The 26110-nt window shown below is 62.4% G+C and carries 28 protein-coding genes; 13 read left to right on the forward strand and 15 right to left on the reverse strand.

The genetic code is table 11. The features are described 5' to 3' along the window. Positions 1-19 precede the first annotated feature (19 nt). Both B7Y43_RS08010 and B7Y43_RS08015 read right to left on the reverse strand, forming a co-directional pair. Entirely contained in the window at positions 20-2188 is a 2169-nt protein-coding gene (locus B7Y43_RS08010) for a primosomal protein N' (RefSeq protein ID WP_374131113.1), read from the reverse strand. A 128-nt stretch (positions 2189-2316) separates the two neighbouring features. Further along, positions 2317-2646, reverse strand: coding sequence for a hypothetical protein (locus B7Y43_RS08015; protein WP_374131114.1), 330 nt, complete (start codon positions 2644-2646; stop codon positions 2317-2319). 150 nt (positions 2647-2796) lie between these two features. Here B7Y43_RS08015 and fsa point away from each other — a divergent pair, with 150 nt between their 5' ends. The 4 genes from fsa to B7Y43_RS08035 are packed head-to-tail and all read left to right on the forward strand — an operon-like array spanning position 2797 to position 5319. Beyond that, a complete protein-coding gene (gene fsa, locus B7Y43_RS08020; protein ID WP_374131115.1) occupies positions 2797-3450 on the forward strand; it encodes a transaldolase family protein in 654 nt (217 codons plus the stop codon). Between the two features lie 53 nt (positions 3451-3503). Next, positions 3504-4385: a tyrosine recombinase XerC gene (locus B7Y43_RS08025; RefSeq protein WP_374131116.1), complete on the forward strand. Its 882-nt coding sequence runs from the start codon at positions 3504-3506 to the stop codon at positions 4383-4385. A gap of 58 nt (positions 4386-4443) precedes the next feature. Continuing rightward, positions 4444-4902, forward strand: a complete 459-nt coding sequence (locus B7Y43_RS08030; protein ID WP_374131117.1) for an SgcJ/EcaC family oxidoreductase — start codon at positions 4444-4446, stop codon at positions 4900-4902. A gap of 9 nt (positions 4903-4911) precedes the next feature. Continuing rightward, complete coding sequence (locus B7Y43_RS08035; RefSeq protein WP_374131118.1) at positions 4912-5319, forward strand: MerR family transcriptional regulator; 408 nt, start codon at positions 4912-4914, stop codon at positions 5317-5319. Between the two features lie 16 nt (positions 5320-5335). Here B7Y43_RS08035 and B7Y43_RS08040 read toward each other — a convergent pair whose 3' ends face one another. Genes B7Y43_RS08040 through rsmI form a run of 4 tightly spaced genes read right to left on the reverse strand, consistent with a single transcriptional unit; the run spans position 5336 to position 8149 of the window. Next, complete coding sequence (locus B7Y43_RS08040) at positions 5336-5929, reverse strand: DedA family protein (protein WP_374131119.1); 594 nt, start codon at positions 5927-5929, stop codon at positions 5336-5338. A 21-nt stretch (positions 5930-5950) separates the two neighbouring features. Then, positions 5951-6907: a glutathione synthase gene (gshB, locus tag B7Y43_RS08045; RefSeq protein ID WP_374131120.1), complete on the reverse strand. Its 957-nt coding sequence runs from the start codon at positions 6905-6907 to the stop codon at positions 5951-5953. 55 nt (positions 6908-6962) lie between these two features. Next, entirely contained in the window at positions 6963-7319 is a 357-nt protein-coding gene (locus B7Y43_RS08050) for a YraN family protein (protein WP_374131121.1), read from the reverse strand. After that, positions 7316-8149, reverse strand: coding sequence for a ribosomal RNA small subunit methyltransferase I (gene rsmI, locus B7Y43_RS08055; RefSeq protein WP_374131122.1), 834 nt, complete (start codon positions 8147-8149; stop codon positions 7316-7318). The genes B7Y43_RS08050 and rsmI overlap by 4 nt, the downstream gene beginning before the upstream one ends. 11 nt (positions 8150-8160) lie before the next feature. Here rsmI and B7Y43_RS08060 point away from each other — a divergent pair, with 11 nt between their 5' ends. Next, complete coding sequence (locus B7Y43_RS08060) at positions 8161-9366, forward strand: penicillin-binding protein activator (RefSeq protein ID WP_374131123.1); 1206 nt, start codon at positions 8161-8163, stop codon at positions 9364-9366. A gap of 21 nt (positions 9367-9387) precedes the next feature. On the opposite strand, the gene hemW is transcribed toward B7Y43_RS08060, so the two are convergent. Beyond that, on the reverse strand, positions 9388-10527 hold the full coding sequence (gene hemW, locus B7Y43_RS08065) for a coproporphyrinogen-III oxidase family protein (protein ID WP_374131124.1): 1140 nt from the start codon (positions 10525-10527) through the stop codon (positions 9388-9390). Positions 10528-10593: 66 nt separating this feature from the next. Between hemW and B7Y43_RS08070 the strand changes: the two genes are divergently transcribed. Further along, positions 10594-11124, forward strand: a complete 531-nt coding sequence (locus B7Y43_RS08070; RefSeq protein ID WP_374131125.1) for a glycine cleavage system protein R — start codon at positions 10594-10596, stop codon at positions 11122-11124. Here the strand turns inward: B7Y43_RS08070 and rdgB are convergent. Together rdgB and rph are read right to left on the reverse strand one after the other, a co-directional pair. After that, the gene (gene rdgB / locus B7Y43_RS08075; RefSeq protein WP_374131126.1) at positions 11121-11753 is read right to left on the reverse strand and encodes a non-canonical purine NTP pyrophosphatase; all 633 of its coding nucleotides are present in this window, start codon (positions 11751-11753) and stop codon (positions 11121-11123) included. The genes B7Y43_RS08070 and rdgB overlap by 4 nt on opposite strands. Then, positions 11750-12466, reverse strand: a complete 717-nt coding sequence (gene rph, locus B7Y43_RS08080; protein ID WP_374131127.1) for a ribonuclease PH — start codon at positions 12464-12466, stop codon at positions 11750-11752. Before rph ends, rdgB begins: the two co-directional genes overlap by 4 nt. A gap of 320 nt (positions 12467-12786) precedes the next feature. Here rph and hrcA point away from each other — a divergent pair, with 320 nt between their 5' ends. From hrcA to B7Y43_RS08100, 4 genes are read left to right on the forward strand one after another with little or no spacing between them, the layout of a single operon-like run. Further along, complete coding sequence (gene hrcA / locus B7Y43_RS08085; protein WP_374131128.1) at positions 12787-13827, forward strand: heat-inducible transcriptional repressor HrcA; 1041 nt, start codon at positions 12787-12789, stop codon at positions 13825-13827. Positions 13828-13853: 26 nt separating this feature from the next. After that, the gene (locus B7Y43_RS08090) at positions 13854-14414 is read left to right on the forward strand and encodes a nucleotide exchange factor GrpE (RefSeq protein WP_374131293.1); all 561 of its coding nucleotides are present in this window, start codon (positions 13854-13856) and stop codon (positions 14412-14414) included. 5 nt (positions 14415-14419) lie between these two features. Continuing rightward, positions 14420-14683, forward strand: coding sequence for a hypothetical protein (locus B7Y43_RS08095; RefSeq protein WP_374131129.1), 264 nt, complete (start codon positions 14420-14422; stop codon positions 14681-14683). 18 nt (positions 14684-14701) lie between these two features. Then, positions 14702-15925 carry a threonine synthase gene (locus B7Y43_RS08100; RefSeq protein WP_374131130.1) on the forward strand — a complete coding sequence of 408 codons (1224 nt, stop codon included), beginning with the start codon at positions 14702-14704 and terminating at the stop codon, positions 15923-15925. Between the two features lie 214 nt (positions 15926-16139). Here the strand turns inward: B7Y43_RS08100 and B7Y43_RS08105 are convergent, their stop codons facing one another. The 4 genes from B7Y43_RS08105 to B7Y43_RS08120 all read right to left on the reverse strand — a co-directional run bounded on the left by B7Y43_RS08105 (position 16140) and on the right by B7Y43_RS08120 (position 18928). Next, complete coding sequence (locus B7Y43_RS08105) at positions 16140-16709, reverse strand: septal ring lytic transglycosylase RlpA family protein (RefSeq protein ID WP_374131131.1); 570 nt, start codon at positions 16707-16709, stop codon at positions 16140-16142. Between the two features lie 89 nt (positions 16710-16798). Further along, a complete protein-coding gene (locus tag B7Y43_RS08110; RefSeq protein WP_374131132.1) occupies positions 16799-17959 on the reverse strand; it encodes an indoleamine 2,3-dioxygenase in 1161 nt (386 codons plus the stop codon). A 73-nt stretch (positions 17960-18032) separates the two neighbouring features. After that, a complete protein-coding gene (locus tag B7Y43_RS08115; protein WP_374131133.1) occupies positions 18033-18491 on the reverse strand; it encodes a vgr related protein in 459 nt (152 codons plus the stop codon). Next, positions 18488-18928, reverse strand: coding sequence for a copper chaperone PCu(A)C (locus B7Y43_RS08120; protein ID WP_374131134.1), 441 nt, complete (start codon positions 18926-18928; stop codon positions 18488-18490). The genes B7Y43_RS08115 and B7Y43_RS08120 overlap by 4 nt, the downstream gene beginning before the upstream one ends. Positions 18929-19093: 165 nt before the next feature. Between B7Y43_RS08120 and dnaK the strand changes: the two genes are divergently transcribed. The 3 genes from dnaK (at position 19094) to B7Y43_RS08135 (ending at position 23559) form a co-directional block, all read left to right on the forward strand. Continuing rightward, complete coding sequence (gene dnaK / locus B7Y43_RS08125) at positions 19094-20998, forward strand: molecular chaperone DnaK (RefSeq protein ID WP_374131135.1); 1905 nt, start codon at positions 19094-19096, stop codon at positions 20996-20998. Between the two features lie 67 nt (positions 20999-21065). Beyond that, a complete protein-coding gene (gene dnaJ, locus B7Y43_RS08130; RefSeq protein ID WP_374131136.1) occupies positions 21066-22196 on the forward strand; it encodes a molecular chaperone DnaJ in 1131 nt (376 codons plus the stop codon). 391 nt (positions 22197-22587) lie between these two features. Beyond that, on the forward strand, positions 22588-23559 hold the full coding sequence (locus tag B7Y43_RS08135) for an HD-GYP domain-containing protein (protein WP_374131137.1): 972 nt from the start codon (positions 22588-22590) through the stop codon (positions 23557-23559). 374 nt (positions 23560-23933) lie between these two features. On the opposite strand, the gene purB is transcribed toward B7Y43_RS08135, so the two are convergent. Continuing rightward, positions 23934-25250 (reverse strand): adenylosuccinate lyase, encoded by a 1317-nt coding sequence (gene purB / locus B7Y43_RS08140; RefSeq protein ID WP_374131138.1) that lies wholly within the window; start codon positions 25248-25250, stop codon positions 23934-23936. A gap of 123 nt (positions 25251-25373) precedes the next feature. Next, positions 25374-26087 carry a DNA repair protein RadC gene (gene radC, locus B7Y43_RS08145; protein WP_374131139.1) on the reverse strand — a complete coding sequence of 238 codons (714 nt, stop codon included), beginning with the start codon at positions 26085-26087 and terminating at the stop codon, positions 25374-25376. Between the last annotated feature and the right edge of the window lie 23 nt (positions 26088-26110).

The following is a 26110-nucleotide window of genomic DNA, read 5'->3' on the forward strand; positions in this document are numbered from 1 at the left end:
GGCGGGGCAGTGCAGAGGGTTATAGGAAGTTATAGGGATCGACATCCACTGTAACGCGCACCTTGGGTGGCCAGGCCAGCGCCCCTAGCCAGGCGCGAATCACTTCCTGCACATCAAGGGCGCGGCGGGCGTGAACCAACAGGCGAAAGCGGTGGCGCCCACGCAGCATGGCAAGCGGGGCGGGGGCGGGGCCATAGACATACATGCCCTCAACCCCTGGCGCGGATCGTTTGATTTCGCGGGCGGTATCGTCGGCGGCGGCCCGATCTTCGGCGGAAATGATGATTGCCGCATAGCGGCCAAAGGGCGGCGCATCCGCCTCCCGGCGCGCTGCCGTTTCAGCTTCGTAGAAGCTATCCGCCTCGCCCTTTACCAGCGCCTGCATCACCGATGCCTGCGGACTGTGCGTCTGAATATAGACATGCCCCGGTTTCACGCTGCGCCCGGCGCGGCCGGCAACCTGCGAAATTTGCTGAAAGGTCCGCTCGGCGGCACGCAGATCGCCACCGCCAAGCCCGAGATCGGCATCAATCACCCCCACCACGGTTAGATTCGGGAAATGATAGCCTTTGGTGACGAGTTGGGTGCCGATCACGATATCGATATCGCCGCCCTCCATCCGGGCGACGAATTCCGCCGCCTTGGCGGGTGACCAGATCGTGTCCGACGTGACGACAGCGCGCCGTGCATCGGGCCACAGGAGTGCCACCTCATCGGCGATCCGCTCGACGCCGGGGCCGCAGGCGACCAATGTGTCTTCATTGCCGCATTCGGGGCATTTCTCCGGCACGGGCTCGACATGGCCGCAATGATGGCAGGCGAGTCGGCGGATCAGCCGGTGCTCGACCATCCAGGCGGTGCAATTGGGGCACTGGAACCGGTGCCCGCAGGTGCGGCACAAAGTGAGCGGCGCATAGCCGCGCCGGTTGAGGAACAGCAGCGCCTGTTCACCGCGGTCGCGCGCGGCATCGATCGCTTTGACAAGCGTCGGCGCGATCCAGCGCCCCCGCATCGGCGGTTCGGCGATCAGATCGATCGCCTCGATCGTCGGCAGCTGCGCGGCGCCATAGCGGCCGGGCAGCTTGAGTTCGGTATAACGACCAAGGGCGACCTGTTGGCGCGTTTCGATCGCCGGGGTAGCGGAGGCGAGCACCACCGGGCAGGTTTCGAACAGCCCACGCATCACCGCCACATCGCGGGCGTGGTAATGAACCCCCTCTTCCTGTTTGAAGCTGGTTTCATGCGCTTCATCGACCACGATCAAGCCAAGATTGGCATAGGGCAGGAACAGGGCGGAGCGCGCGCCGACCGTCACCAATGCCTCGCCGCTGGCAATCGCGCGCCAGGCGTGGCGGCGCTGCGACTGGCGCAAGTCCGAATGCCAGGCGACGGGCGCAGTGCCGAATCGGGCCTCAAATCGGCGCAAAAATGGTTCGGTCAGCGCGATTTCGGGGAGCAGAACAAGGGTTTGCCGCCCGGCGCGGATCGCGGCAGCAATCGCTTCGAAATAGACCTCGGTCTTGCCCGATCCGGTCACCCCGTCGAGCAAGGTTGGTGCAAAGCGGTGCGTATCGACATCTTCCACCAGTGCCGCCGCTGCGTTGGCCTGATCCGCCGAAAGCGCGGGCAAATGGAAATTGGGATCGGGGCGCGGGAAGGGGCTGTCGATATCCACCTCGACCGGCTCGATCGCGCCGGCTTTGACCAACCCCCGGATCACCGCATCTGAAACGCCGGCTGCTATTGCCAGCTCACGAATCAGGCCCTGGCGATCACCGATCCGCTCGATTGCCTGTTCGCGCTGCGGCGTCATGCGGGGCGGTAGCTCGCCAGTCGCGCGATATTCGGTGACGGTGCGCGCGCCGTCGAGCGCCGATGTCGAGGCGAGCGCCATCCGCAGCACTGAGGCCGGTGGCGCCAGATAGTAATTGGCGGTCCATTCGATTAGGCGGCGCAAGGGGGCCGGGATCGGCGGCGCATCCAGCACAGCCACCAGATTGCGCAGCCGATTGTCGCCAACCTCGGCGTCGGACGGCATCCGTTCCGCTTCCCAAACCACGCCGATCAACTGGCGCGGGCCGAGCGGTGCGATCACGATTGACCCCGGCGATACCACCATTCCTTGTGGCACTCGGTAATCGAGCGGCCCCAGGGCGGCATTCATGATGATAACGCGGGCGCGGGACATGCGCCCTTTATGGGCATTCGGCCGCGACAGGGAAGGTGTCGCTCACCAGCAATCGACAGTGCACCCGATCCAGGGGCCAGCCCGACAGGAATGTGCCGGGCTGGCGAGTGACCCTAGAAATGCCTGCCCTAGAAGTGAATGCCGTTGCGGCCGCGCTCACGGTTCCGCTTGAGCTGGCGGATATGCGCCTCAACCTTATCGAGCATTACCCCGATGCGACGTTCGTCGCGCTCGCTCAGATTATCGCCGCGTGCCCTAAGCTGTGCCTCGGTGGCGGCGACTTTGCGCAGTTCGTTATTGAGCACGCGGCGCTCACGGATGCTGAGCTTGCCGGAGCGTTTGCCGGCATCGACTTGGCGGGACAATTCGGCCTGGCGCAGGTCGATGCCGATATCGGCATAGGCAACACTACTCAGCGTCAATGCGCTTACCGCGACAGCAATGAAAAATTTCTTCATGATGGGCCTCTTCATCGGTTGGGCCGTTATTGGCCAGTTCCAGCCAGCATAATGCACCAGCGCTCGTTTAGTCGCATCACCCGCAAGGCTAGCCTCGCGCCAATCTTTGATTTACGAGCCGCGCCAATTGAACCAGGGGACGACACCGCCATGAAATTCTTCGTCGATACCGCAGACACCGCCGAAATTCGCGATCTTGCCGATTCGGGGCTGGTCGATGGGGTCACCACCAACCCGTCGCTGATCGCCAAATCGGGCCGCAATTTTCTTGAGGTCGTTGCTGAAATTTGCGGCATCGTCGATGGGCCGGTCTCCGCCGAAGTCGTCGCGCTCGATCATGCCGGCATGATGCGTGAGGCTGAAATCGTGCGCAAGATCGCCGACAATATCGCGGTGAAGGTGCCCCTCACGATTGACGGACTGAAGACCTGCAAGGCGCTGACTGACGATGGCACGATGGTCAATGTCACGCTTTGCTTTTCGGCCAATCAGGCGCTGCTGGCGGCCAAGGCGGGCGCGACCTTTATTTCGCCGTTCGTCGGTCGGCTCGACGATATCGGCCTCGACGGGCTCGACCTGATTCGCGACATCCGCTTGATCTATGACAATTATGCTTTCGACACCGAGATTCTGGTCGCGAGCGTCCGGCACCCCGTCCACATTCTGGAAAGCGCCCGCATCGGCGCCGACGTGATGACGGCGCCGCCGTCGGTTATCCGTCAGCTGGTGAAGCACCCGCTGACCGACAAGGGTATCGAGGGCTTCATGGCTGACTGGGCAAAGACCGGCCAAACGATCGGGTGATGGCGTTAGCCCAGCTTCTCCCCATTGGGGAGAAGCTGGGCTAAGCTCGGCGCATGTCGCTGCCCCAGGCCTTTGCCGATCATCTTCATCGCGACCGGCGGCGATCGGTGCATACGGTGCGCGCTTATCAGGCGACTGCCGAGCGGTTGATCGCGTTTCTGGGCGCACATTGGGGGGCAGATCCTGATGCCACCGCGCTGGCGAAGGTTACGACCGCCGATCTGCGCGCCTATCTGGCCTTCCGCCGCACCGATGGCCTCACAAATGCCTCGGCCGCGCGCGAATTATCGGCGGTACGCGGGTTCTTGAAGTTCGCGACTGGCGGCGCAGCGATGACGACGATCAAGGGGCCGCGCGTCAAGAAGGGCGTGCCGCGCCCCATTTCGCCGGACGAAGCGGTCGCGCTGGCCGAGGATGTGTCCGATAGCGCGACGGAGCCCTGGATTGCGGCGCGCGACTGGGCGGTTTTGATGCTGCTCTATGGCGCTGGCTTGCGGATTGGCGAGGCGGTCGGGCTGACGGGCGCGATCCTGCCGCTGGGTGAGGCAATGGCGGTGACCGGCAAGCGCGACAAGACGCGGATCGTGCCGCTGTTGCCGCAAGTACGCGCCGCGATTGAAGACTATGTCAAACTGACACCCTGGCCGGTCGGTCGCGATGAAATGCTGTTTCGCGGCGCGAAGGGCGGCCCGCTGTCGCCCGCGATTATCCGCCGCGCGGTGCAGGCCGCACGCACCCGCCTGGGCCTATCCGAACGGACCACGCCGCATGCGCTGCGCCACAGCTTCGCCACGCATCTGCTGGGGCGCGGCGCCGATTTACGCTCGCTGCAGGAGCTGCTTGGTCATGCGAGTTTGAGCTCGACGCAGATTTATACGCAGGTCGATGCCGCGCATCTGCTCGACGTCTATCGGAACGCGCATCCAAGGGCTTGACTCCGTACTTGGCTACGGCGGCTAAGGGCAGTGGGGTTTCCAATGAAGGAGTGCCCCGATGACGATGATTGCCGCGCTTTCCCTGCTGGCTCTGGCCACCAATGCCGCCCCGGTGAAGCCGGTATCGGCAAGCGCAAAATTATTGGCCGACTATCGGATCGCGCTTGAACATGACGATGCCGATGCGCTGACGGCATTGTTCTCGCCGGATGCCGAACTGGCCGATGGCAACATGGTTGCAAACGGGAAGGCGGAGATCAGGGCGCTGTATGTCGGTGCCTTCGCTCAAGGGCTGAGCGGCAGCCGATTAGAGACGCGCATCGACAGCGAACGCCTGCTTGCGCCAACGGTTCGCTTCGTGCGGGGCGTGTCGCGCATCACCCCCGCCGCCGCAGGCGGACAGGTAGCTAAGCCGTTTTGTGCCCGATTCATTGCGACGATCACGTTGCGCAATGGCCTTTGGCGAATCGCGACATTCAGCGAGTCCGCGCTGGCATGTGGCACGGCATTTCCGTAATCATTAGCCATGGCTGGTCGTCAGATGACAATCGGCGTGCTTGCGAAAGCCGCCGGCGTGGGCGTGGAAACCATTCGCTATTATGAGCGGATGGGCTTGATCGACCGACCGGCAAAGCCCGGCGGGGCACGCGTTTACGGCGCGTTGCACCTGCGCCAACTTCATTACATTCGTAACGCAAAGAACCTGCGGCTGAGCTTGAAGGACATTCTGGCGCTGCGACAAAAGCTGGCAATCGGCCCACAATTTTGCGCCGCCACGCGCGATATCGTCGCGCAAAGGCTGGGCGAAGTGGAAAGTGAGATTGCAAAGCTCATCGTGACACGCGACGAACTCGGCGCTTTTCTGCAACGCTGCGCCAGCCGACCTGCCGACCGGCCTTGCCCCGTGCTTGCCGACCTGACGAGCGATTCCTGATCAGCTGCTTTCCGGATCAGTGCCGCCAGGTCACCACCCGGTATGCATAGGCCAGCACCGCCAGCACCAGCAGCGCCGTCGCAGCGGGGCCAAGATAGCGATCAAGATCTTGGAACCGCGTGCCGAGCCAATATCCCGCGCCAACCAGCACGGCGTTCCAGACGGTGATGCCGGCGGTTGACCACAGCAGGAATCGCGTGCGCGTCATCCGGGATAGCCCGGCGGGAATCGACACCACGGTTCGCCCGATTGGCATGAAGCGGAAAACGAACACGACCCATTGCCCGTGCTTCGCGAAAAAGCGCTGGAGCGATTCCACATCGCGCCACTCCACCGCCAGCCAGCGGCCATAGCGATCGATGAACGGGCGGAAGCGTTCATGGCCAAGCCGGTGGCCAATTTCGTACCAAAAGGCATTGCCGAGGACGCTGCCGACGGTGCCCGCGATCATCAGCGGCACGATGTGCATCCGGCCCTGCGCAACCGCAATCCCGCCCAGCCCCATGATGACTTCAGAGGGAACCGGCGGGATGATATTTTCCAGCACCATCAGCAGGAAGATGCCCAGATAGCCGCCGGTATCGAGCAAGTGCATGAGCAATTCGGTCATCGCGGGATGGCAGCGCTGGCGTCAGCCCGCTGTCAGGACTTTGCGTTCAATGGCATCCCAGATCATGCCCGCGACATCCGTCCCGTTGAAATTCTCGATCGCGACGATGCCCGTGGGGGAGGTGACGTTGATCTCGGTCAGCCATTTGCCGCCGATCACATCGATGCCGACGAACAGCAAGCCGCGCTTCTTGAGTTCTGGGCCGAGCACCGCGCAGATTTCATGTTCTTCGGGTGTCAGGTCGGTCTTCACCGCCGAGCCACCAACCGCGAGATTGGAGCGAATCTCTCCTTCGCCAGGCAACCGGTTGATCGCGCCTGCAATCTCGCCATCGACCAGCACGATGCGTTTGTCGCCCTTTGCCACATCTGGGAGGAAGGCCTGCACCATATGCGGTTCTCGCCAGGCGGTGTTAAATACCTCGATCAGCGCGGAGAGGTTCGCGCCGTCGCTGCCGACCTTGAAGATCGCCTTGCCGCCGTTGCCGTGGAGCGGTTTGACGACGATTTCGCCGTGCTGCGCCAGGAATTTGCGTGCCTCGTCAAGCGAGCGGGTGACGAGCGTTGGCGGCATGAACTGAGCGTAATCGAGCACGAAAACCTTTTCGGGCGCGTTTCGGACGCTGACGGGATCGTTGACCACCAGGGTGCGGTGCGCGATCCGTTCGAGCAGATGGGTGGCGGTGATATAGCCGAGATCAAAGGGCGGGTCCTGACGCATCAGCACGACATCGACCTGCTCGCCAAGATCGAGGCTTATCCCCTCGCCAAAGCTGAAATGATTGCCCACCTCGCGCTGGACAGTCACCGGATGAGCATGCGTCCAGACATGGCCGTCCGCATAATTCAGGTCCTCGGCGGTGTAATGGAACAGCCGATGCCCCCGCTTCTGCGCTGCCAGCATCAGCGCGAAGCTTGAATCGCCCGCAATGTTGATGCTGTCGAGCGGGTCCATCTGGACGGCGACGGTAAGGGTCATGCGCTTGCGTTCCTGCGGGGGGATTGGGCGTATCTAGGGCGGCTTTAGCCGGAAGTCATCCGATCCACGCATTTTCGATATGGCGGGGGCGCGTGCCGGGCGCGATCAGGATCACGTCGATGCGGATATCCTCGCCGCCGGTGGCATAACGCGGCATCAGGATTTCGGCCGCAGCAGCAACGCGGGCAAGCCGACGCTCGTCAATCGCGAAATCAAGTTCAGCAGCAGTCGCGCGGACCTTCACTTCGACAAAGGCGATTAGGGGGCCGCGCTTCGCGATCAGATCGACCTCACCGGCGGGCGTCCGAATGCGTCGATCAAGGATCCGCCAGCCCTTTAATCGCAGATACCACGCCGCGATCCGTTCGCCCCGTCGCCCGCGCGCTTCGGCGGCTTGGCGGGCGGCGGTCATCCCCGCAGTTCCAGCGCCCGCGCGTATAAGGCCTTGCGATCAAGCCCCAGCGTCTTGGCGACCTCACCTGCGGCCTGCGATACCGACAAGCGGGTCAGTGCCTCGGCAAGGGCCAAATCAGCATCAGCGGCGGAGGCAGCTTCAGGCGGGCCGGGGGGAGCGACAACGACGACAATCTCGCCCTTGGGCGGCGCATCGGCATAGCGCGAAGCGAGCATCGGCAGCGTGCCCGTTACCGCTTCTTCGAAATGCTTGGTGATCTCGCGCGTTACCGCTGCCTCACGGTCGCCAAGCCCCTTGGCAAGCGCCGCCAGCAGCGCCCCCAGCCTTGGCCCCGATTCATAGATGACGAGCGTGGCGCGGACGCCGGCAATTTCGGCGATCGCTTCGGCGCGCGCCTGCGCCTTGGGCGGCAGGAAGCCGACATAGAGAAATCGGTCAGTCGGCAGCCCGGCCAGCGTTAACGCCGCAACCGCCGCACAGGGGCCGGGAATCGTCACCACCGCATGTCCCGCCGCGCGCGCATCACGGACCAGCTTGTACCCTGGATCGGAGATGAGCGGAGTCCCGGCGTCGGACACTAGCGCCACTGCTTCAGTCGCCATCCGCGCAACCAATCCGGGCCTGACCTGTTCGGCATTGTGATCGTGATACGGCGTCATTGGCCGCTTCACGCCGATATGGTTGAGCAGCTTGCCTGTCACGCGACTGTCTTCAACCGCGATTACCGCCGCGTGCGTCAAGACATGCGCGGCGCGCGGCGACAAATCGCCGAGATTGCCGATCGGGGTGGCAACGATATAGAGACCGGGTGAAAGTTCGGCGTTCATTGGGGATAGTCATGGCAGAGGCCACAGGGAAACCGCAACGACTCGTATCGTTGTTTCGCAAAATGGCAGTGGTTGCCACGGCGGTGGCGCTTGCCGGTTGCCAGACAGTGGTGCCGCGCGGCCCCGTGGTGCCGGTCGATCGCCCAGCGGCGACTCGCCCGGTCCCCGTGCAGCAGCCCAAGGTTGATGCCGGCATCCCGCAGGATGTCGCGCGACAGCGCGTCGCGCTGCTCGTGCCACTCACTGGCGGCAATGCCGGGGTTGGGCTCTCGATTGCCAATGCGACACAGCTGGCGGTGCTCGATACCAAGAATGATCGCATCCGGATCACCAACTACGATACCAATTTGGGGGCGGCCAATGCCGCAAGCCGGGCGATTAGCGATGGCAACACGCTGATTCTGGGCCCGTTACTTGCCGAAGATGTGCGCGCCGTTGCGCCGATTGCGCGGTCGGCGGGGGTGCCATTGATCAGTTTTTCGAACGACACCAGCGTGGCGGGCAATGGCACCTATCTGCTTGGCTATGCCCCCATTCAGTCAATCGAGCGTGTGGTTGGTTATGCCCGCAGTCGAGGGCTGAACAGCTTTGCCGGGCTGGTGCCCAACGGCCTGTACGGCGAACGCGCCTCCACGGCGTTGCTGCGCGCGGTAGAAAGCGCTGGCGGCAAGGTGGTCACGCTGCAAACCTATGATCGCACCCCCGGCGCGATCACCGCGGCGATCACCCGGATGGCGAAAAATGCGCCATACGATGCGGTCTTGATCCCCGATAGCGCCGGCACAGCGGCCGTCGCAGTCCCAATCATCCGCAAGAATGGCGGCGGGGCGACGCAGGTGCTCGGCACCGATTTGTGGAACACAGAAAGTTCGATCACCAGCCAGCCGGCGCTGAACGGGGCCTGGTTCGCCAGCGTGTCGGACAATCTCTATCGCCAATATGCCGTCAAATACCGCGCGCGATTCGGCCTGGCTCCTTATCGCTTGTCGAGCCTCGGCTATGATGCGGTATTGTTGACAGTGCGGATCATGCGCAACTGGCCGATTGGTGCGCCCTTCCCACAGGATCGGCTCGATGATCGCGGTGGCTTTGCCGGGATCGATGGTGCCTTTCGCTTCGGTCGCGACGGCGTTGCCGAACGCGCGCTGGAGGTGCAGGAAATCCGGCCCGGCGCGACTAGCCCGGTCTCACCCGCGCCGACAGGATTCGGGAAATAACGCCGCGAGCGCGCTCATCGCCTAGGCGATGAGCGCCGCCAGGATAGCGTTGAGCACTGGCATGCCGCGATCAGTGGCACGCAGCCGCGTCCGGTCCCGCACGATCAGGCCTTCGCGTTCAAGCGTTGCGGCGGCATTCTCATCGATCACCGCATCGATCGCGCACTCGCCAAGCGCGGCGATCCGCGCGAGATCGACGCCTTCGCCCAGCCGCAATCCCATCAGCATCGCTTCGGTCTGGCGCATTGCCGGGGCAAGCGGGGTTTCGCTTTCGGCGCCATTGCCGTTGCGGGTGATCGCGCTCATCCAGTTTTCAGGCTTTTTGTGCCTTACCGTGGCAACGCCGTCCCGTCGGCCATGGGCACCCGGACCAATGCCGACATAGTCCGTGTACCGCCAATAGATCAGGTTATGGCGGCTTTCTGCCCCCGGCCTGGCGTGATTGGAAATTTCATACGCGGGCAGGCCAGCGGCGCTGGTCATCGCGCGCGTCAGCTCGAACAGATCGGCCCCGAAATCGGCATCGGGCACCTGCAATCGCCCGGCCGCGGCGTCAGTCGCAAAGCGCGTGCCGGGTTCGATAGTGAGCTGATAGAGCGAGAGATGTTCGGTGCCGAAGCCGATCGCGCGGGCAAGTTCAGCTTCCCAGGCGGCCAGTGTCTGGTCGGGGCGGGCATAGATAAGGTCGAAGCTGACGCGCGCAAAATGGCGCTGCGCGGTGGCGAGCGCGGCGAGCCCTTCCTCCACGTCATGCGCGCGGCCAAGGAATTTCAACGCCAAATCGTCGAGCGCCTGCAGGCCGAGCGACACACGGTTGACGCCTGCTGCCGCCAGATCGGCAAAGCGCGCGGCCTCGACGGAGGACGGGTTGGCCTCCAGCGTGATCTCGATCCCGGGTTCAAACCCCCAGGCATGCTCGGCGGCCGCAATGATCGCCGCGACGGTAGCGGGCGGCATCAGCGACGGCGTGCCGCCACCGAAGAAGATCGAGCTCAGCCGCCGCCCCGGCAACTGCGCCGCTTCATAGGCCAGGTCGGTCAGCAGCGCCGCACGCCACGCCGCCTGATCAACGCTCTCGCGAACATGGCTGTTAAAGTCGCAATAGGGGCATTTCGACACGCAAAATGGCCAATGGACGTAAAGGGCAAGGGGGTCGGTCACGCGCTGCCCTGTGGCGTCCTGCGCGCGGCTGTGCAACTGTTGCGCAAAGAATCGACGGAGGGGCAGATGACGGTTTCGGTGATCCTGACACTGGTCGGCAGCGACCGGCCGGGCCTGACCAACAAGCTTGCCGAGGCTGTTCACGCGGCCGGAGGCAACTGGCTGGAGAGCCAGCTCGCGCGGCTGGGCGGCAAATATGTCGGCTCGGTGCTGGTCGAAATTGCCGAGGGCGACTCGGCGCGGCTGGAGGCGGCGGTCAACGCGATTGATCCCGGCATGCTGACCGTCACCGTGATCGCCGCAGCCGCCGATGGCGCGGTGGAAGGGCATGCGCTGGCGATGGAACTGGTCGGCGCGGACCGACCGGGGATCGTGCGCGAGGTGACGACGGTGCTGGCGGGACTGAACGTCAATATCGAGGATTTCGACAGCACGGTGGATGACGGTGCCTGGTCAGGCGAACGCATCTTCCGCGCACGCGCCAGCCTGACGGTGCCGGACGATGTCGACCCCGACACCGTAATTGCCGCGCTGGAGGCCATTTCGGGGGAGATCATGGTCGACTTAACCGTGCTCCCCACTCACGAACCGGCCTAGAAAACCGCCGCCACCAATTTCGCAAAGGCGCGCGAGCGGTGGTTGTTCGCCTGCTTTTCGGCAAAGCTCATCTCGGCAAAGGTCCGTGTTTCGCCTTCGGGGACGAACGCTGGATCATAGCCAAAGCCCAGTTCCCCGCGTGGGGGCCAGACCATCTTTCCCTCGATCCGCCCTTCGAACCATTCGACATGCCCATCGGGCCAGGCGAGCGCGAGCGTCGAGACGAAATGCGCCGAGCGGCTGATGTCGGGGCCGAGTGCGGCGAGCTTTTCCTCGACCTTTGTCATCGCGAGCATCCAGTCGCGGGTGCCGTCTGCCGTCTCGGCCCAATTGGCAGTGTAGACGCCGGGGTCGCCGCCCAATGCCTCTACGCACAACCCGCTATCGTCGGCGAGCGCGGGCAGGCCAGACAGGTCAGCGGCGGCAAGTGCCTTCAATTCGGCATTGGCGACGAAGGTCGTGCCGGTCTCCTCGGGCTCGGGCAGGTCGAGTTCGGCCGCCGACACCGTTTCGATGCCATAGCGCGACAGCAGGTCGGTCATCTCGCGCACCTTGCCCGCATTATGCGTGGCGATGACGAGCTTGCCGGGGGCGAGCTTGCGGATCGCCTGCGGGGGCAGATCGGTCATTTCGCGACGGCGCGGGCCTGAGCCGCGAAGATATCGGCACAGCCGATGCGGGCGAGGCGGAGCAGGCGGAGTAGCGCTTCCTCGTCATAGGTTGCGCCCTCGGCGGTGGCCTGTGCCTCGGCGATGTTGCCGTTTTCGAGCAGGACGAAATTCGCGTCGGCGTCGGCGTTCGAATCCTCATCATAATCAAGATCGAGCACCGGCGTGCCCTGATAGATGCCGCAGCTGATCGCGGCGACCTTCTGGGTCAGCGGATCAGCGGTCAGTTTTCCTTCCGCCATCAGGCCGTCAATGGCGAGGCGCAGCGCGACCCAGGCACCCGAGATGGAGGCGGTGCGGGTGCCGCCATCGGCCTGAATCACATCGCAATCGAGCGTGATCTGGCGCTCGCCGAGCAATTTCAGGTCGGTGACCGCGCGCAGGGAGCGACCGATCAGCCGCTGGATTTCCTGGGTGCGGCCCGATTGTTTGCCCTTGGCCGCCTCGCGATTGCCGCGGGTGTGGGTGGCGCGGGGGAGCATGCCATATTCAGCGGTAACCCAGCCCTCTCCCTTACCGCGCAGCCAGGGCGGAAGGCGCTCTTCGACGCTGGCGGTGACCAGCACCTTGGTGTCGCCAAAGCCGATCAGGACCGATCCTTCAGCATGCTTGGTGAAGCGCGGTTCGATGCTGATCGTGCGCATTTGATCGGGGGCGCGGCCGGAAGGGCGCATGTCGGGAGTCTCCTGGAGATGATTTGGGGGTGCCTTAACGGATTGGGGGGTGGGTGCAACCGGGGGGCGGGTTTGGATTACGCGAAGACGGGGGCGCGCGGAGGAAAAAGGCAGTAGGGGATTTCGCGCAGAGGCGCAGAGGACGCGGAGGGGTCTAGATTGGGACTGCTCTTCCGCGTAAGCGGACAAGTCTACTTCATGGTTGCCGCTGCGCGGCGAGATTTCCCCGACCGCAACATCCTCCGCGTTCTCCGCGCCTCAGCGTGCCCCATCCAACCGAAAAACTTGCCGCAACCCTAGCGACACCATAGCTATGACTCATGAACCCACCCATCCTTGAACTGACTGACCGCGCCCGCGATGTGTTCAGGACCGTTGTCGAGAACTACATCGATTCGGGCGCGCCGATTGGATCGCGGACGATTTCCAAGCTCTCCGGGCTCAATCTGTCGCCTGCCTCGATCCGCAATGTGATGCAGGATCTTGAGGAGCTTGGCCTGCTGGCCGCCCCGCATACCAGCGCCGGGCGGATGCCCACCGATATCGGGCTGCGGCTGTTCGTCGACGGGATGATGCAGGCGATGGAGCCGAGCATGGAGGAGCGCGCCGCGATCGAATCGCGGCTGTCGCGCACTGGGCCGGTGGAGGAGGCGATTGCGGCCACCACGGCGGCGCTTTCCGGCCTGTCGGCCTGTGCGGGGCTGGTGTTTGTGCCCAAGCGCGAGCTGGTATTGCGCCAGATCAGCTTCGTGCCGCTCGCCGCGCACCAAGCGTTGGCAGTGCTCGTCGCCGAGGACGGATCGGTCGAAAATCGCGTGATCGATTTGCCACAGGCGGTGACGCCCTCCTCGCTGGTCGAGGCCGGCAATTATATGAGCGCGATGCTGAGCGGGATGACGCTCGCCGAGGCCCGCGCCAAGATTGAGCGGGAGATTGCCGCTGAACGTGCCCAACTCGATGGCGCGGCGCGGGCGCTGATCGACCAGGGGCTGGCCATCTGGAGCGAGGATAGCGGTCGCCGTCCGGTGCTGATCGTGCGCGGGCAGGGGCGGTTGATCGATGCGGCGGCGGCGGCCGATCTCGATCGGATCAGGGATTTGCTCGATGACCTTGAAGGTAAGCAAGAGATTGCCCAATTGCTTGATAGCGCGCGCGAAGGCGATGCGACGCGGATCTTTATCGGCGCGGAGAACAAACTGTTCGCGTTGTCTGGATCTTCGGTAATCGCTCGACCGTTCCACGGTCTGGATGGGCGCGTTGTCGGTGTGGTGGGTGTCATCGGGCCGACACGGTTGAACTATGCGCGCGTTGTGCCAATGGTGGATTTCACCGCCGCGACACTGGCCCGGCTAATGTCGTGACACGGAACAGGGTAAGAATGACGAGCATGATGGAAGAAGAAAAAATCGAAGTGGCAGAAACCGAAGCGTCGGCGGAAGTCGCCGATGGAGCGCTGCACCTTGGAGAGGCCGAATTGCTGGCCGAACGCATCACCGTGCTTGAGGCTGAACTCGCCGAATCAAAAGCGGCGGTGCTTTATGCGCACGCCGAAGCGCAGAATGTCCGTCGCCGCAGCGAGAAGGAAGCTGTCGACGCGCGCGCCTATGCCGTGACGGCTTTTGCGCGCGATATCTTGTCGGTGGCCGATAATCTCGCCCGCGGGCTTTCGGCGATGCCTGACGAGCTGCGCACCGATGAGAAGATGAAGGGCCTGGTTGCTGGCCTGGAAGCGACTGGCCGTGAGCTGGAGGCGATTTTTGGTCGCAATGGCATCACCAAGATTCACTCGGTCGGTGAGATGCTCGATCCCAATCGCCACCAGGCGATGCTGGAAATGCCGAGCGACGAAGCGCCCGGCACGATCGTGCAGGAAATGCAGGCTGGTTATATGATTCGCGACCGGTTGTTGCGGCCGGCCTTAGTGGCAGTGGCGAAAAAACCGGAGTGATTGCAATGCCGCATCCCGACCCATTGTTTTCAAAACGTCCGTTTTCGCGACCCCGCGCAGACATGCCGTTGGGTCGGCCAGCCTTCTCCTCCAAGCTCGTCGACTTGAAACTTGCCCCGGGCCTGCGGCTGACCCTGATATCGGTCATCGACAGGATCAACAGGAAGCGCGGCCCAGGTCATCCAGAGGGCGAGGCCTGCCCTGTAGAGCCAAACCGCCCGCTCAATCTTTCCGGTGGCGCGGCGGCAGCGCTGGAATTCGACGACTAGCTGCGTCTAAAGGACGGAATGAACCTCAACATCACCACCGATCGCCCGACTTTCGTCACCCATCTCGAATGCTCGATGACAGGCGAGCGCTACGAGGCCGATCAGCTCCACGGCCTGTCGCGCGTCGGCCGGCCGTTGCTGGTCCGTTATGATCTGGGTGCCATCAAGGCGGCGATCCCGCGCGCGCTGATCGAGGCGCGGCCGACCGATATGTGGCGCTGGCGCGAATTGCTGCCGGTGCGGCACACCGACAATGTCGTCAGCCTGGGGGAGATCGAGACACCGCTGGTCCCCATCCCCGCATCGGGCGGGCGTAACACCTGGGTGAAGGATGAGGGGCGGCTGCCGACGGGCTCTTTCAAGGCGCGCGGGCTGGTGATGGCAGTCAGCATGGCGAAGGAATTGGGCGTGAAGCGGATCGCGATGCCCACCAACGGCAATGCAGGCGCGGCGCTCGCCGCCTATGCCACCCGCTGCGGGATCGAGACCATCGTCTTCTGCCCCGACGACACGCCTGAGATCAACGTGCGCGAAATCGCACTACAAGGCGCACGGGTGTACCGTGTCAACGGGCTGATCGACGATTGCGGGGCGATTGTGGGCAAGGGCGCGGCGCAAGGACGCTGGTTCGATTTCTCGACGCTGAAAGAGCCCTATCGGATCGAGGGCAAGAAGACGATGGGCCTGGAGCTGGCCGCGCAGTTCGGCTGGACGCTGCCCGATGCGATTTTCTACCCGACTGGTGGCGGCACGGGGTTGATTGGCATGTGGAAAGCGTTTGACGAGCTGGAAAAGCTTGGCTGGATCGGCAGCAAGCGCCCCAAGATGATCGCTGTGCAGGCCAGCGGCTGCGCGCCGATCGTCAAGGCGTTCGATGGCGGCGTCGAGCATGCTGATCGCTGGGAGGGTGCACATACGATCGCGAGCGGCATTCGTGTGCCGCGCGCGGTGGGCGATTTCCTGATCCTGCGTGCGGTACGCGAGAGCGGCGGTATCGCCATGGCAGTCGACGACGATCTGATCGAAGAAGCGGTGGCGTTTTGTGCCCGCGAAGACGGGTTGCTGCTATGCCCCGAAGGCGGCGCGACGCTGGCAGCGTACCGACTGGCGCTAAAGGACGGGCTGGTGAGCGAGGCGGACAAGGTCGTGTTGTTCAACTGCGCCACCGGGCTCAAATATCCGATGCCTGAGGCGAACGATGCCATCGACAAGGATGGCGTGGTTGATTTCGACGCGCTCTGACAGCGCGGAGTGATTGCCCGAAAGTGCTATCGGTGAGGCGTAAGTAGAGACCTCGACCGGCGCTCAACAATGCTGCTCATTGACTATCCAAAACAGTTAGGGCGGTGACTCAAGGGTGCTGCCCGCTGCCCTGGAGCTGGTTGTGATCAAATCAACTCACCCCTCCCCTTCAGGGGAGGGGCTAAGAGGTGATGCGATGTGATTGCAAACGGTTCTAACGCGGCCCCCGCGCCAATTGCGCGCGCAGGTTGCGCAGGATGCGTTCCGATACCGGGGACAGATCGCGCGCGCGCTTGCCGCTGCGGAGCCGGTTGCGGTCTTTATCGGACGGTTCGATCCGGCGGACGCGGACCGGGGCTTCGCCCTGCCGGATAATGCCGAGGTCGTCGGCCGCGCCGCGCGACAGATCGATGATCCGGCGGCTTGGGCCAAAAGGGCCCCGGTCATTGATCCGGACGATGATCCGCTTGCCCGTGTCGAGCGCCGTCACCTCGGCATAAGTAGGCAGCGGCAACGTGCGGTGCGCGGCGGTGATCCAGGCGATATGGAATTGCTCGCCATTGCTGGTGCGGTTGCCACTTTCCCGGCCATACCAGCTGGCATAGCCGAGCATGTCATAAGATTGATCAGCCTCTGGATAATAGGTTTTGCCGCGCACCTGATAGGGTTGGCCGATCTTGACCGGCGTGTCGCTAACCGGGCGGATATTGCTGCCCGCACACGCCGATAAGGCAAGCGTTGCCGCGATCGCGCTGGCCGCGCGCCTCCCCCGAAATCCGATCATGCCAGCAACGCTAACGCCAAATGGCGGGAATGGGAATCCTCTTGACGATCGCGGCGAGCGATGGCCGTCAGCTTGGAGTGTCGGTGCGCCTAAATTATTTGGGCCCGGTTCTCGTCGCGATGCTTTTTCAGATATTTCATGAACGGCGTGCCGCCGGTGCCGACATCGGGATCATTGCCGACCGCATGCGACGCCTGTTTGTTAATATAGGCGGCGGCATATTCCAGGTGGCGGCTGCGAAAACGAGCGACTTGCTCGACACAAGCATTGAACGCGTCCTTCAGCGACTGCGGCTGTCCTTTGGCAAAATCGCGCAAGTGGCTGGCCGCCTGCATTTCCTCAATGAATGCGCGGTGCTTGCGCGGACGATAATGATGGAGCTCGGCAAGGAAGTCGCGCAGCTCATCCTGGGTGTGGGTGACCTGGAATAACGCGTCCATCGTCGGCACGATCGAGCTTTGCGAGCCGGTCTGGCCGCGAAAGGGCTGGGGCTTGCCGCCAAACCGGGCGACGCCTTCATAAATTAGCCCGTCGGGCATGGCTGGATTATTCTTCCAACCGTTGATGTAGGGGCGGACGCGGTTGAAATAGATATAGGGATCGCACTTCTCGACCATACGGTCGAAGATCGCGTTAATCTCGTCCCACACGCTATTCATCTCGATCAGCAGCGCTTCGACCTGCGCGGCATCGCCGGCATCACTTGCCCGGACCAGATCGACGCCAAGTGCTAACGCACGACCCGCTACTGCCTCAATCGCGACATGGATCAGCACGAACCAATTTTCATCCTGCCCGCCCGCGAAATGCTGGTCCATCACCAGGTTGTCGAGCGCGATTGGCCCCGATTTGTCGAGCCGGAACCAGTTATCCAGCACATAGCCAGCATAGTTCATCACGGGCGGAAAGCCGATCGCATCGCTCAGCGCGACAAAAGGAATTGCCAAATTGGCGGGCAGCTTTTCCGGCGGGGTCGGCTCACCCCAGACATAGGCCTGGACGAGAAAGGAATAGCGCACCATCGCCACGCTGATTGCGGCTTCATCGGCGCTGGCGAGGAAGGCGTCAATATCGGGCAGCGGCAACGCGTTCAGCCAGTGGCGGACGCGGCCGGTGGTGACCAAGCCGGAAAGGATCGCGGCGGCATCTTCAACCTCAGCGAAATCGTCGGGCAGCAGCACATCGTCAATCTCGACCGCCGACAGAAAACCACGCTCGCGCGCAAGCCCAAAATGGCCAAGGTCATGCATCGTCGTGCCGCTCCAAACTAGTTTCTATTGAAACCACTCTAGCGACTCCTTGCTGATCCCGCCAGCGTTGCGGCTAGCGAAAGGGCAGCAACTGCTCATAGCGGGCAAGGGGCGGGCGCTCCTCCAGCCGCACACCCAATCGCAAGAGGAATGCATGGCGAACGATTTCCGCCTGTTGCTCAATGCCATAGCGCGCAAAGGGCTTGTCGGCGCTGATCCTATAATCATAACGCGCAAAGGGCAGGCGGCGAAGCGGGAGGAAAATGCCCTGCTGATGCTGCCAGACATGCGTCATTTCATGGATGAAGAGCCCTTGCGCCTCGCGCTCAGCCAGCGCGAAATCAGCGCAATAACGGCAACCTTCGGGGTGAAAATGGATGTTGCCGCGCGGCGCCATTACCGTTTCGCGCGGCTGGAAGAACGCCCATTTGCGCTTGATTATTTGGACGCGGCCATACTCAATTTCTGCGCCAAATATGGTGCGCGCCAGGGCTACCTCATCGCTGGTCAGCGATCGTCCCGCGGCGCTCATCCCTTGGGCGCAGCGTCACCTGCGGCAATTACCGGTGCATCATATTCGATTCTGAGATTGTTCGAAAAGGTGAAGATCAGCTTCATCGTTCCGCCGGGCTTTATCGCGCCGTTGATGTTGAACAGCATGACGTGCTTGCCGCCGGGGGCGAAGGTCAGCTTGGCCTTGGCGGGAACAGGCACGTCGGCAACCGGCGCCATCGACGCCATTGATCCGCTCATCATGCTTTCGTGCAATTCGGTTTTGATCACGCTGGGCGCGGTGACGCTGAGCAACTTGGTATCGGCATCGCCGCCATGCACCGTGAAATACGCTACGCCCGGATTGCCCTTCACCGCGGGCAATCGAACATAGCCCTTGTCCACAAACAGTTCTGCCGGCTGGCTGCAGGCACCAAGGACGCAGGCCGCAATGGCCAGGCTGATCGTCAAACGCATCGCTACACTCCCATTATGGGCCCGTCATGGGATAAACGCCTTCATTCTAGAAAGGCTGCAATCTTGCGGCAAGCAAAAGCCCACCTATATCGCGGACATTGGAACGGTGGAGCGGGCGCTTTGCCGTTTGGGCATTATTCAAACTGATAGGGGCCGAACAATATCATGGCTAAAGTTATCGGAATCGATCTGGGTACCACGAATAGCTGCGTTTCAGTGATGGAGGGCGGCAAGCCCAAGGTTATCGAAAACGCTGAAGGCGCGCGCACAACGCCGTCGATCGTCGCTTTCGCCAAGGATGGCGAGCGGCTGGTCGGCCAGCCCGCCAAGCGCCAGGCCGTTACCAACCCGGAAAACACGGTGTTCGCGGTAAAGCGCCTGATTGGCCGCCGTTTCGACGATCCGATCACCAAGAAGGACACCGAACTGGTGCCTTATCACATCGTCAAGGGCCCCAATGGCGATGCCTGGGTAAAGGCCGGTGGCGAGGACTATTCGCCTGCACAAATTTCCGCCTTCACGCTGCAGAAGATGAAGGAAACCGCCGAGAGCTATCTGGGCGAAACCGTGACGCAGGCGGTGATCACTGTGCCCGCCTATTTCAACGACGCGCAGCGTCAGGCGACCAAGGATGCCGGCAAGATCGCCGGGCTTGAAGTGCTGCGCATCATCAACGAGCCAACCGCAGCGGCGCTGGCCTATGGCCTGGACAAGCAGGACGGCAAGACGATTGCCGTTTATGACTTGGGCGGCGGCACCTTCGACATCTCGATTCTTGAGATTGGCGATGGCGTGTTCGAAGTGAAGGCCACCAATGGCGACACCTTCCTGGGCGGCGAGGATTTCGACAACAAGCTGCTCAACTTCCTGGCCGAGGATTTCCGTAAGGCCGAAGGTATCGACCTGACCAAGGACAAGCTGGCGCTCCAGCGGCTGAAGGAAGGCGCTGAAAAGGCAAAGATCGAGCTGTCATCGGCCGCTTCGACCGAAGTCAACCTGCCCTTCATTACCGCAGATCAGAACGGCCCGAAGCATCTGGTAAAGGCGATCACGCGTTCGGACCTTGAGCGGCTGGTGGAAGACCTGATCCAGCGTACGCTGGAGCCGTGCCGTAAGGCGATGGCCGATGCCGGCGTGAAGACCGCACAGATCGATGAGGTCGTCCTCGTCGGCGGCATGACGCGCATGCCCAAAGTACGTCAGGTCGTGAAGGAATTTTTCGGCAAGGAACCGCATTCGGGTGTCAACCCGGATGAAGTTGTGGCGATGGGCGCAGCCATTCAGGCGGGCGTGTTGCAGGGTGACGTCAAGGACGTGCTGCTGCTCGACGTGACGCCGCTGTCGCTGGGCATCGAGACGCTGGGCGGTGTGTTCACGCGCATGATCGATCGCAACACGACGATCCCGACCAAGAAGTCGCAGACCTATTCGACTGCCGATGACAATCAGCAGGCGGTGACGATCCGCGTGTTCCAGGGCGAGCGCGAAATGGCGGCCGATAACAAGATGCTCGGCCAGTTTGACTTGGTCGGCATTCCGCCCGCGCCACGCGGCGTGCCGCAGATCGAGGTCACTTTCGACATCGACGCGAACGGCATCGTCAATGTCAGCGCTCGCGACAAGGGCACCGGTAAGGAACAGCAGATCCGCATCCAGGCATCGGGTGGCCTGTCGGACCGCGACATCGAACAGATGGTCCGCGATGCCGAGCAGTTCGCCGAGGAAGACAAGAAGCGGCGTGAGGCGGCAGAGGCCAAGAACAACGCCGAATCGCTGATCCACACCACCGAGCGCCAGCTCGCCGACAATGGCGACAAAGTCGACGCCAGCCTGAAGGGCGAGATTGAGGCGGCCATCGCGGTGACCAAGACCGCCGTCGAAAGCGGCGATCCCGAAGCGATGAAGGAAAAGGCCAATGCATTGGCCCAGGTCGCGATGAAGCTGGGCCAGGCGATTTATGAGAAGCAGGCCGCCGAAGAGGCCTCACCGGGGGGTGAGCCTGCAGCCGAAGCCGCTGCCGAAGATGTGGTCGATGCTGAATTTTCGGAAGTCGACGACAGCAAGGCTTGAGATGATGCATCCACGCCCCCGTTACGGCGCATGCCGTGACGGGGGATGAGGACTTTGCGGGGCGGCAATGACCACCGAAATTGACTTCTACGAATTGCTCGAATGCGAGCGCGGCGCTGACGATGCGACGATCAAATCGTCCTATCGCAAGCTGGCGATGAAATATCATCCGGACAGGAACGCCGGCTGCAAGGATTCCGAGAGCCGATTCAAGGCGATCTCCGAAGCCTATGACGTGCTGAAGGATCCGCAGAAGCGCGCCGCCTATGATCGGTTCGGCCATGCTGCTTTCCGGCAGGGTGCTGGGCATGGCGGCGGCGGCGGCGGCGATGATTTCGGCGCGTTCAGCGATATTTTCGAGAATATTTTCGGCGAATTCATGGGTGGCGGTCGCGGCGGCGGGGGGCGGTCGAGTGCGCGGCGCGGCGCTGATTTGCGCTATGACATGGAAATCACGCTTGAAGAGGCGTTCCAAGGCAAATCGAGCGAGATCACCGTTGATGTTTCCGGGCTCTGCGACAGTTGCTCAGGCACGGGCGCGCGCCCCGGCACCAGCGCCAAGCACTGCAACACTTGCGCTGGGCACGGCAAGGTCCGCGCGCAGCAGGGCTTTTTCGTGGTCGAACGGACCTGTCCTTCCTGCCATGGCGCCGGCCAGGTCATTGCTGATCCATGCCCATCATGCCGCGGCGATGGTCGGGTCGACAAAACCAAGACGCTGACCGTCAACATTCCGCCCGGCGTTGATGAGGGCACGCGCGTCCGGCTAACGGGTGAGGGTGAGGCAGGTGCTCGCGGCGCGCCTTCGGGCGATCTGTATATCTTTTTGCACGTCGCCCGGCATGCGATCTTCGAACGTGAAGGCACGACCCTGTTCGCGCGGGCGCCGATCAGCTTTACCACAGCAGCATTGGGCGGGGAGATTGTTCTCGCCGGCCCGGATGGTGAGCGACACGCAATCCGTATCGCACCAGGCATGCAAAGCGGCCGGGAATTGCGGCAGCGCGGGGCGGGCATGCCAGTGCTGCAAGGGCGCGGGCGTGGCGACCTAGTGATCCGCATCGAAGTAGAGACGCCAACCAAGCTGTCAGCGCGCCAACGCGAATTGCTGGAGGAATTCCGCGCCACCGAAACCGGGCAAGAAAGCCCGCAAGCCAGCGGCTTTTTCACCAAGATGAAGAGCGCCTTAGGCGGCTGACCCACTGCGCTTGATCCTTGAATCAGCCGCTTCTCGGTCGGTTGCTGCGTTTCCAACGGGCGGTGAAATCATTTTGCCGATCGTCATGTGCCCAAAATGGGTGGTCTGGATCACGGGCTTCCTTGGTTCCCGTCCCCTCGACCTGGCGTTTACCAAGCCGGGTTAAGCCTCGCTAACCTCCTCGCGCCACAGCGGGCTATCGAGACGATGATCGCGGGAGCAGGGAATGCAAGCAGAGGGACGATTTGGCAAACGAGCCGGAAGTTTGCTGCAGGGGGATTGGCGGACGCCTGGCAGCCCGTCACCCGCCACACCAGCCGCTAAACCCGCCCCGGTGCGTTCGACGATGGGGCCTGCTGCTTTGCACTTTGGTGCCCGCAAGGCATCATTCATGCAGGAAAAGCGCCGCGCGCAGCAAATCGTTTCGCTTGCCAAGGAGCGGATCGGCAAAGCTTTTGAAGATCTCCGGTTCGGCCGGGCGTTGAATGTCGATCAGCTTTGGCCGCTGGTGACGGGAATTAACGCATCGATTTCTCGCCACCCTGGCGCGCTAATGGGCGTGACGCGGCTGAAGGATCGGCATGAATATACCTATCTTCATTCAGTCGCAGTTTGTGGCCTGATGATTGGGCTCGCCCGCCAGATGAAGCTGGATCCGGCGTTGCATCATGAAATCGGCCTTGCTGGGCTGTTGCACGATATTGGGAAAGCGCGTGTCCCAACGATGCTGCTCGACAAGCCGGGCCCGTTGACTGTTGAGGAAGAGATCATTGTTCGCGAACATGCCCGCATGGGCTTTGAAACGCTGATGTCGGGAGATGACGGGCTCAGCACGAACGAACGCCTGTCATCGATTGTGCTGGATGCGTGCCTGCATCATCATGAGCGGATGGACGGCTCTGGCTATCCCGATCAGCAGCGCGGCAATAGCATTTCTCTTTATGCTCGCATGGCGGCGATTTGCGATACCTATGACGCGACCACCTCTGCGCGCGTTTATAAAGCGGCATGGTCACCGGCTGAATCGCTTGAATATCTCGCCAATAACCCCGGGCAGTATGACCCAGAGATTGTTGCGCCCTTTTCGGCGATGATCGGGATTTTCCCGGTCGGGTCGATGGTGCGGTTGACCAGCAACCGATTAGCCATCGTGCTCGAAGCGAACGAACCGGACGAGTTGATGCCGCCGGTCAGCCCGTTCTACTGCATCGATTCAAAGCAGTTGTTGTCGCTGCGCCGGATCGATTCTACGATTGATCCCATTGTCGGCATTGAAATCCCAAGCCGGTGGAACTTGCCGTTTTTCTGGCAGACCCGCGCCACGATCCTGGCCCATTTCGATGGAAGTCCACCGATTGAATAAGGTGATGGCGCGGCGGATTTTGACTGCTGCCTGACCGCCCCGGGTGAGCGGGGCGGTGGGCCGATGGATTAGAGGGTGAGGACCACCCCGACCACCAGCGCCTGGGCCGCTACGGCCAGCACGCTGGTAGCTACGGCTTCAAAACGACGCATGGTTTGGTCTCCTGTGCCGGATAGGTCCGGCACAGGGAGATTTAATAATTGTTACGCATGCGCGCAATTTTATTACAGGCAATCGTGATTGCAACAGGCGCACGTCGTCATGATGCGGCGCATTGGCGACGACGAGGTCGTCGGATTTGAAAAATTGAGCTTGCCGATCCCGTAAATCTTGCCGATCGCTGGGCAGTCTCGCGCCAATCGACTGTCTGTTGGCTAAGACCGAGCAAATACCCGGTCGAAAATCGTGTCGACATGTTTCAGGTGATAGCCGAGATCGAATTCATCCTCGATCTCGGATGCTGGCAGTGCAGCAGTGACTTCGGGGTCGGCTTTGAGCAAGTCGAGGAGCGATAAGGCCCCGTCGCTTTCCCACACCTTCATCGCGTTGCGTTGCACGAGCCGATAGGAATCCTCGCGGCTGACGCCCGCTTGGGTCAGGGCGAGCAGTACGCGCTGCGAATGAACCAGCCCGCCCATCTTGTTCATGTTCTTCTCCATCCGCGCGGGATAGACGAGCAATTTGTCCATCACGCCCGTCAGCCGGGCGAGCGCGAAATCGAGGGTGATTGTCGCATCGGGGCCAATATAGCGCTCGACCGATGAATGGCTGATATCGCGTTCATGCCACAGCGCGACATTCTCCAGCGCAGGCGTGACATAGCCGCGCACCATGCGGGCGAGGCCCGTGAGATTTTCGGTCAGCACCGGGTTGCGCTTGTGCGGCATCGCCGAGGAGCCTTTTTGCCCGGGCGCGAAATATTCCTCCGCCTCCAGCACTTCAGTGCGCTGCAAATGGCGGATCTCGGTGGCGAGCCGCTCGATTGAGCTGGCGATCACCCCCAGCGTTGCAAAGAACATGGCGTGCCGGTCGCGCGGGATAACCTGAGTGGAAACGGGCTCAATGCTCAGGCCCAGTTTGGCGGCGACATGCGCTTCCACGGCGGGGTCGATATTGGCGAAGGTGCCGACGGCACCCGAAACCGCGCAGGTCGCGATGTCCGCGCGCGCTGCGACCAGCCGTGCGCGGTTGCGATCAAACTCTGCATAGGCTTGGGCCAATTTCAGCCCGAAAGTGACAGGTTCAGCGTGGATGCCGTGGCTGCGCCCGATCGTCGGGGTAAGCTTGTGCTCGATCGCGCGGCGCTTCAGCACAGCCAGCAGCGCATCGATATCGGCGATCAGCAGATCGGCAGCGCGCGCCAGTTGCACTGAAAGGCAGGTGTCGAGCACGTCCGAAGAGGTCATGCCCTGGTGCATGAAGCGCGCTTCGTCGCCGACCTGTTCGGCAACCCAGGTCAGAAAAGCGATAACGTCATGCTTGGTGACTGCTTCGATCGCATCGATGGCGGGAACATCGATGACCGGGTTGGTCGCCCACCAAGCCCATAAAGCCGCTGCTGCTTCCTTGGGAACCACGCCGAGATCGGCGAGCGCGTCGGTCGCGTGCGCCTCAATCTCGAACCAGATCCGGAAACGCGCCTCGGGCGTCCACAGGGCAACCATGTCGGGGCGGGAGTAGCGCGGGATCATTGGGGTTCCTCGGGTCGGGCAATGAGTCATTGCAGCAGGAGCACTGACTCGAGATGTGCCGCCACCTAGCAGGGACCTGGCGTGCCGCCAAACCCATGCTTGGATCAGCCGCTCGATCAGGCCCTAGATCAACCCCTGCGCCCGCAGGCTGACATGCCCGTTCGCGCCGATCACGATATGATCATGCAAGGTAATGCCCAGCCGCTTGCCTGCCTCGGCGATCTGCCGGGTCAGATCGATGTCGGCGCGACTTGGCGCTGGGTCGCCGCTTGGGTGATTATGGACCAGAATGATCGCCGCCGATCCCAGATCGATCGCTCGCCGCACGACTTCGCGGACATGCACCGCCGCTTCGTCGATCGACCCTTCGCTAATCAGTTCGTCGCGGATCAAAATGTTGCGGGTGTTCAGGTGCAACACGCGGACGCGTTCGTTAACATGATGCGCCATATCGGCGTGGAGATAATCGATCAGCGCTTGCCAATTGCCCAGCACCGGCCGTTGCGCGACTTTGGCGCGCAGCAGGCGCAGCGCCGCCGCCTGACCGATTTTGATGGCGGCAGCCGCGGTTTCCCCCATGCCCTGCACCCGCAGCAGCGAATCCGGATCGGCAGCGAACAACCCGCCAATGCCACCAAATTCGGCAAGCAGTGCCTTGGCAAGCGGCTTGGTGTCGCGTCGGGGGATCGCCAGGGCGAGCAAATATTCGATTAGTTCATGATCGAGCAATGCTTCATCGCCATGGGTGAGCAATCGCTGGCGCAAGCGGGCGCGATGCCCGCTATGATCGCGTTCGGGCGCTGCGGGCAGCGACATATCGGAGTGCGGAACGCTCATGCTATTCTAAGGGTTACGCATTC

Source organism: Sphingomonas sp. 28-62-20 (assembly GCF_002281505.1).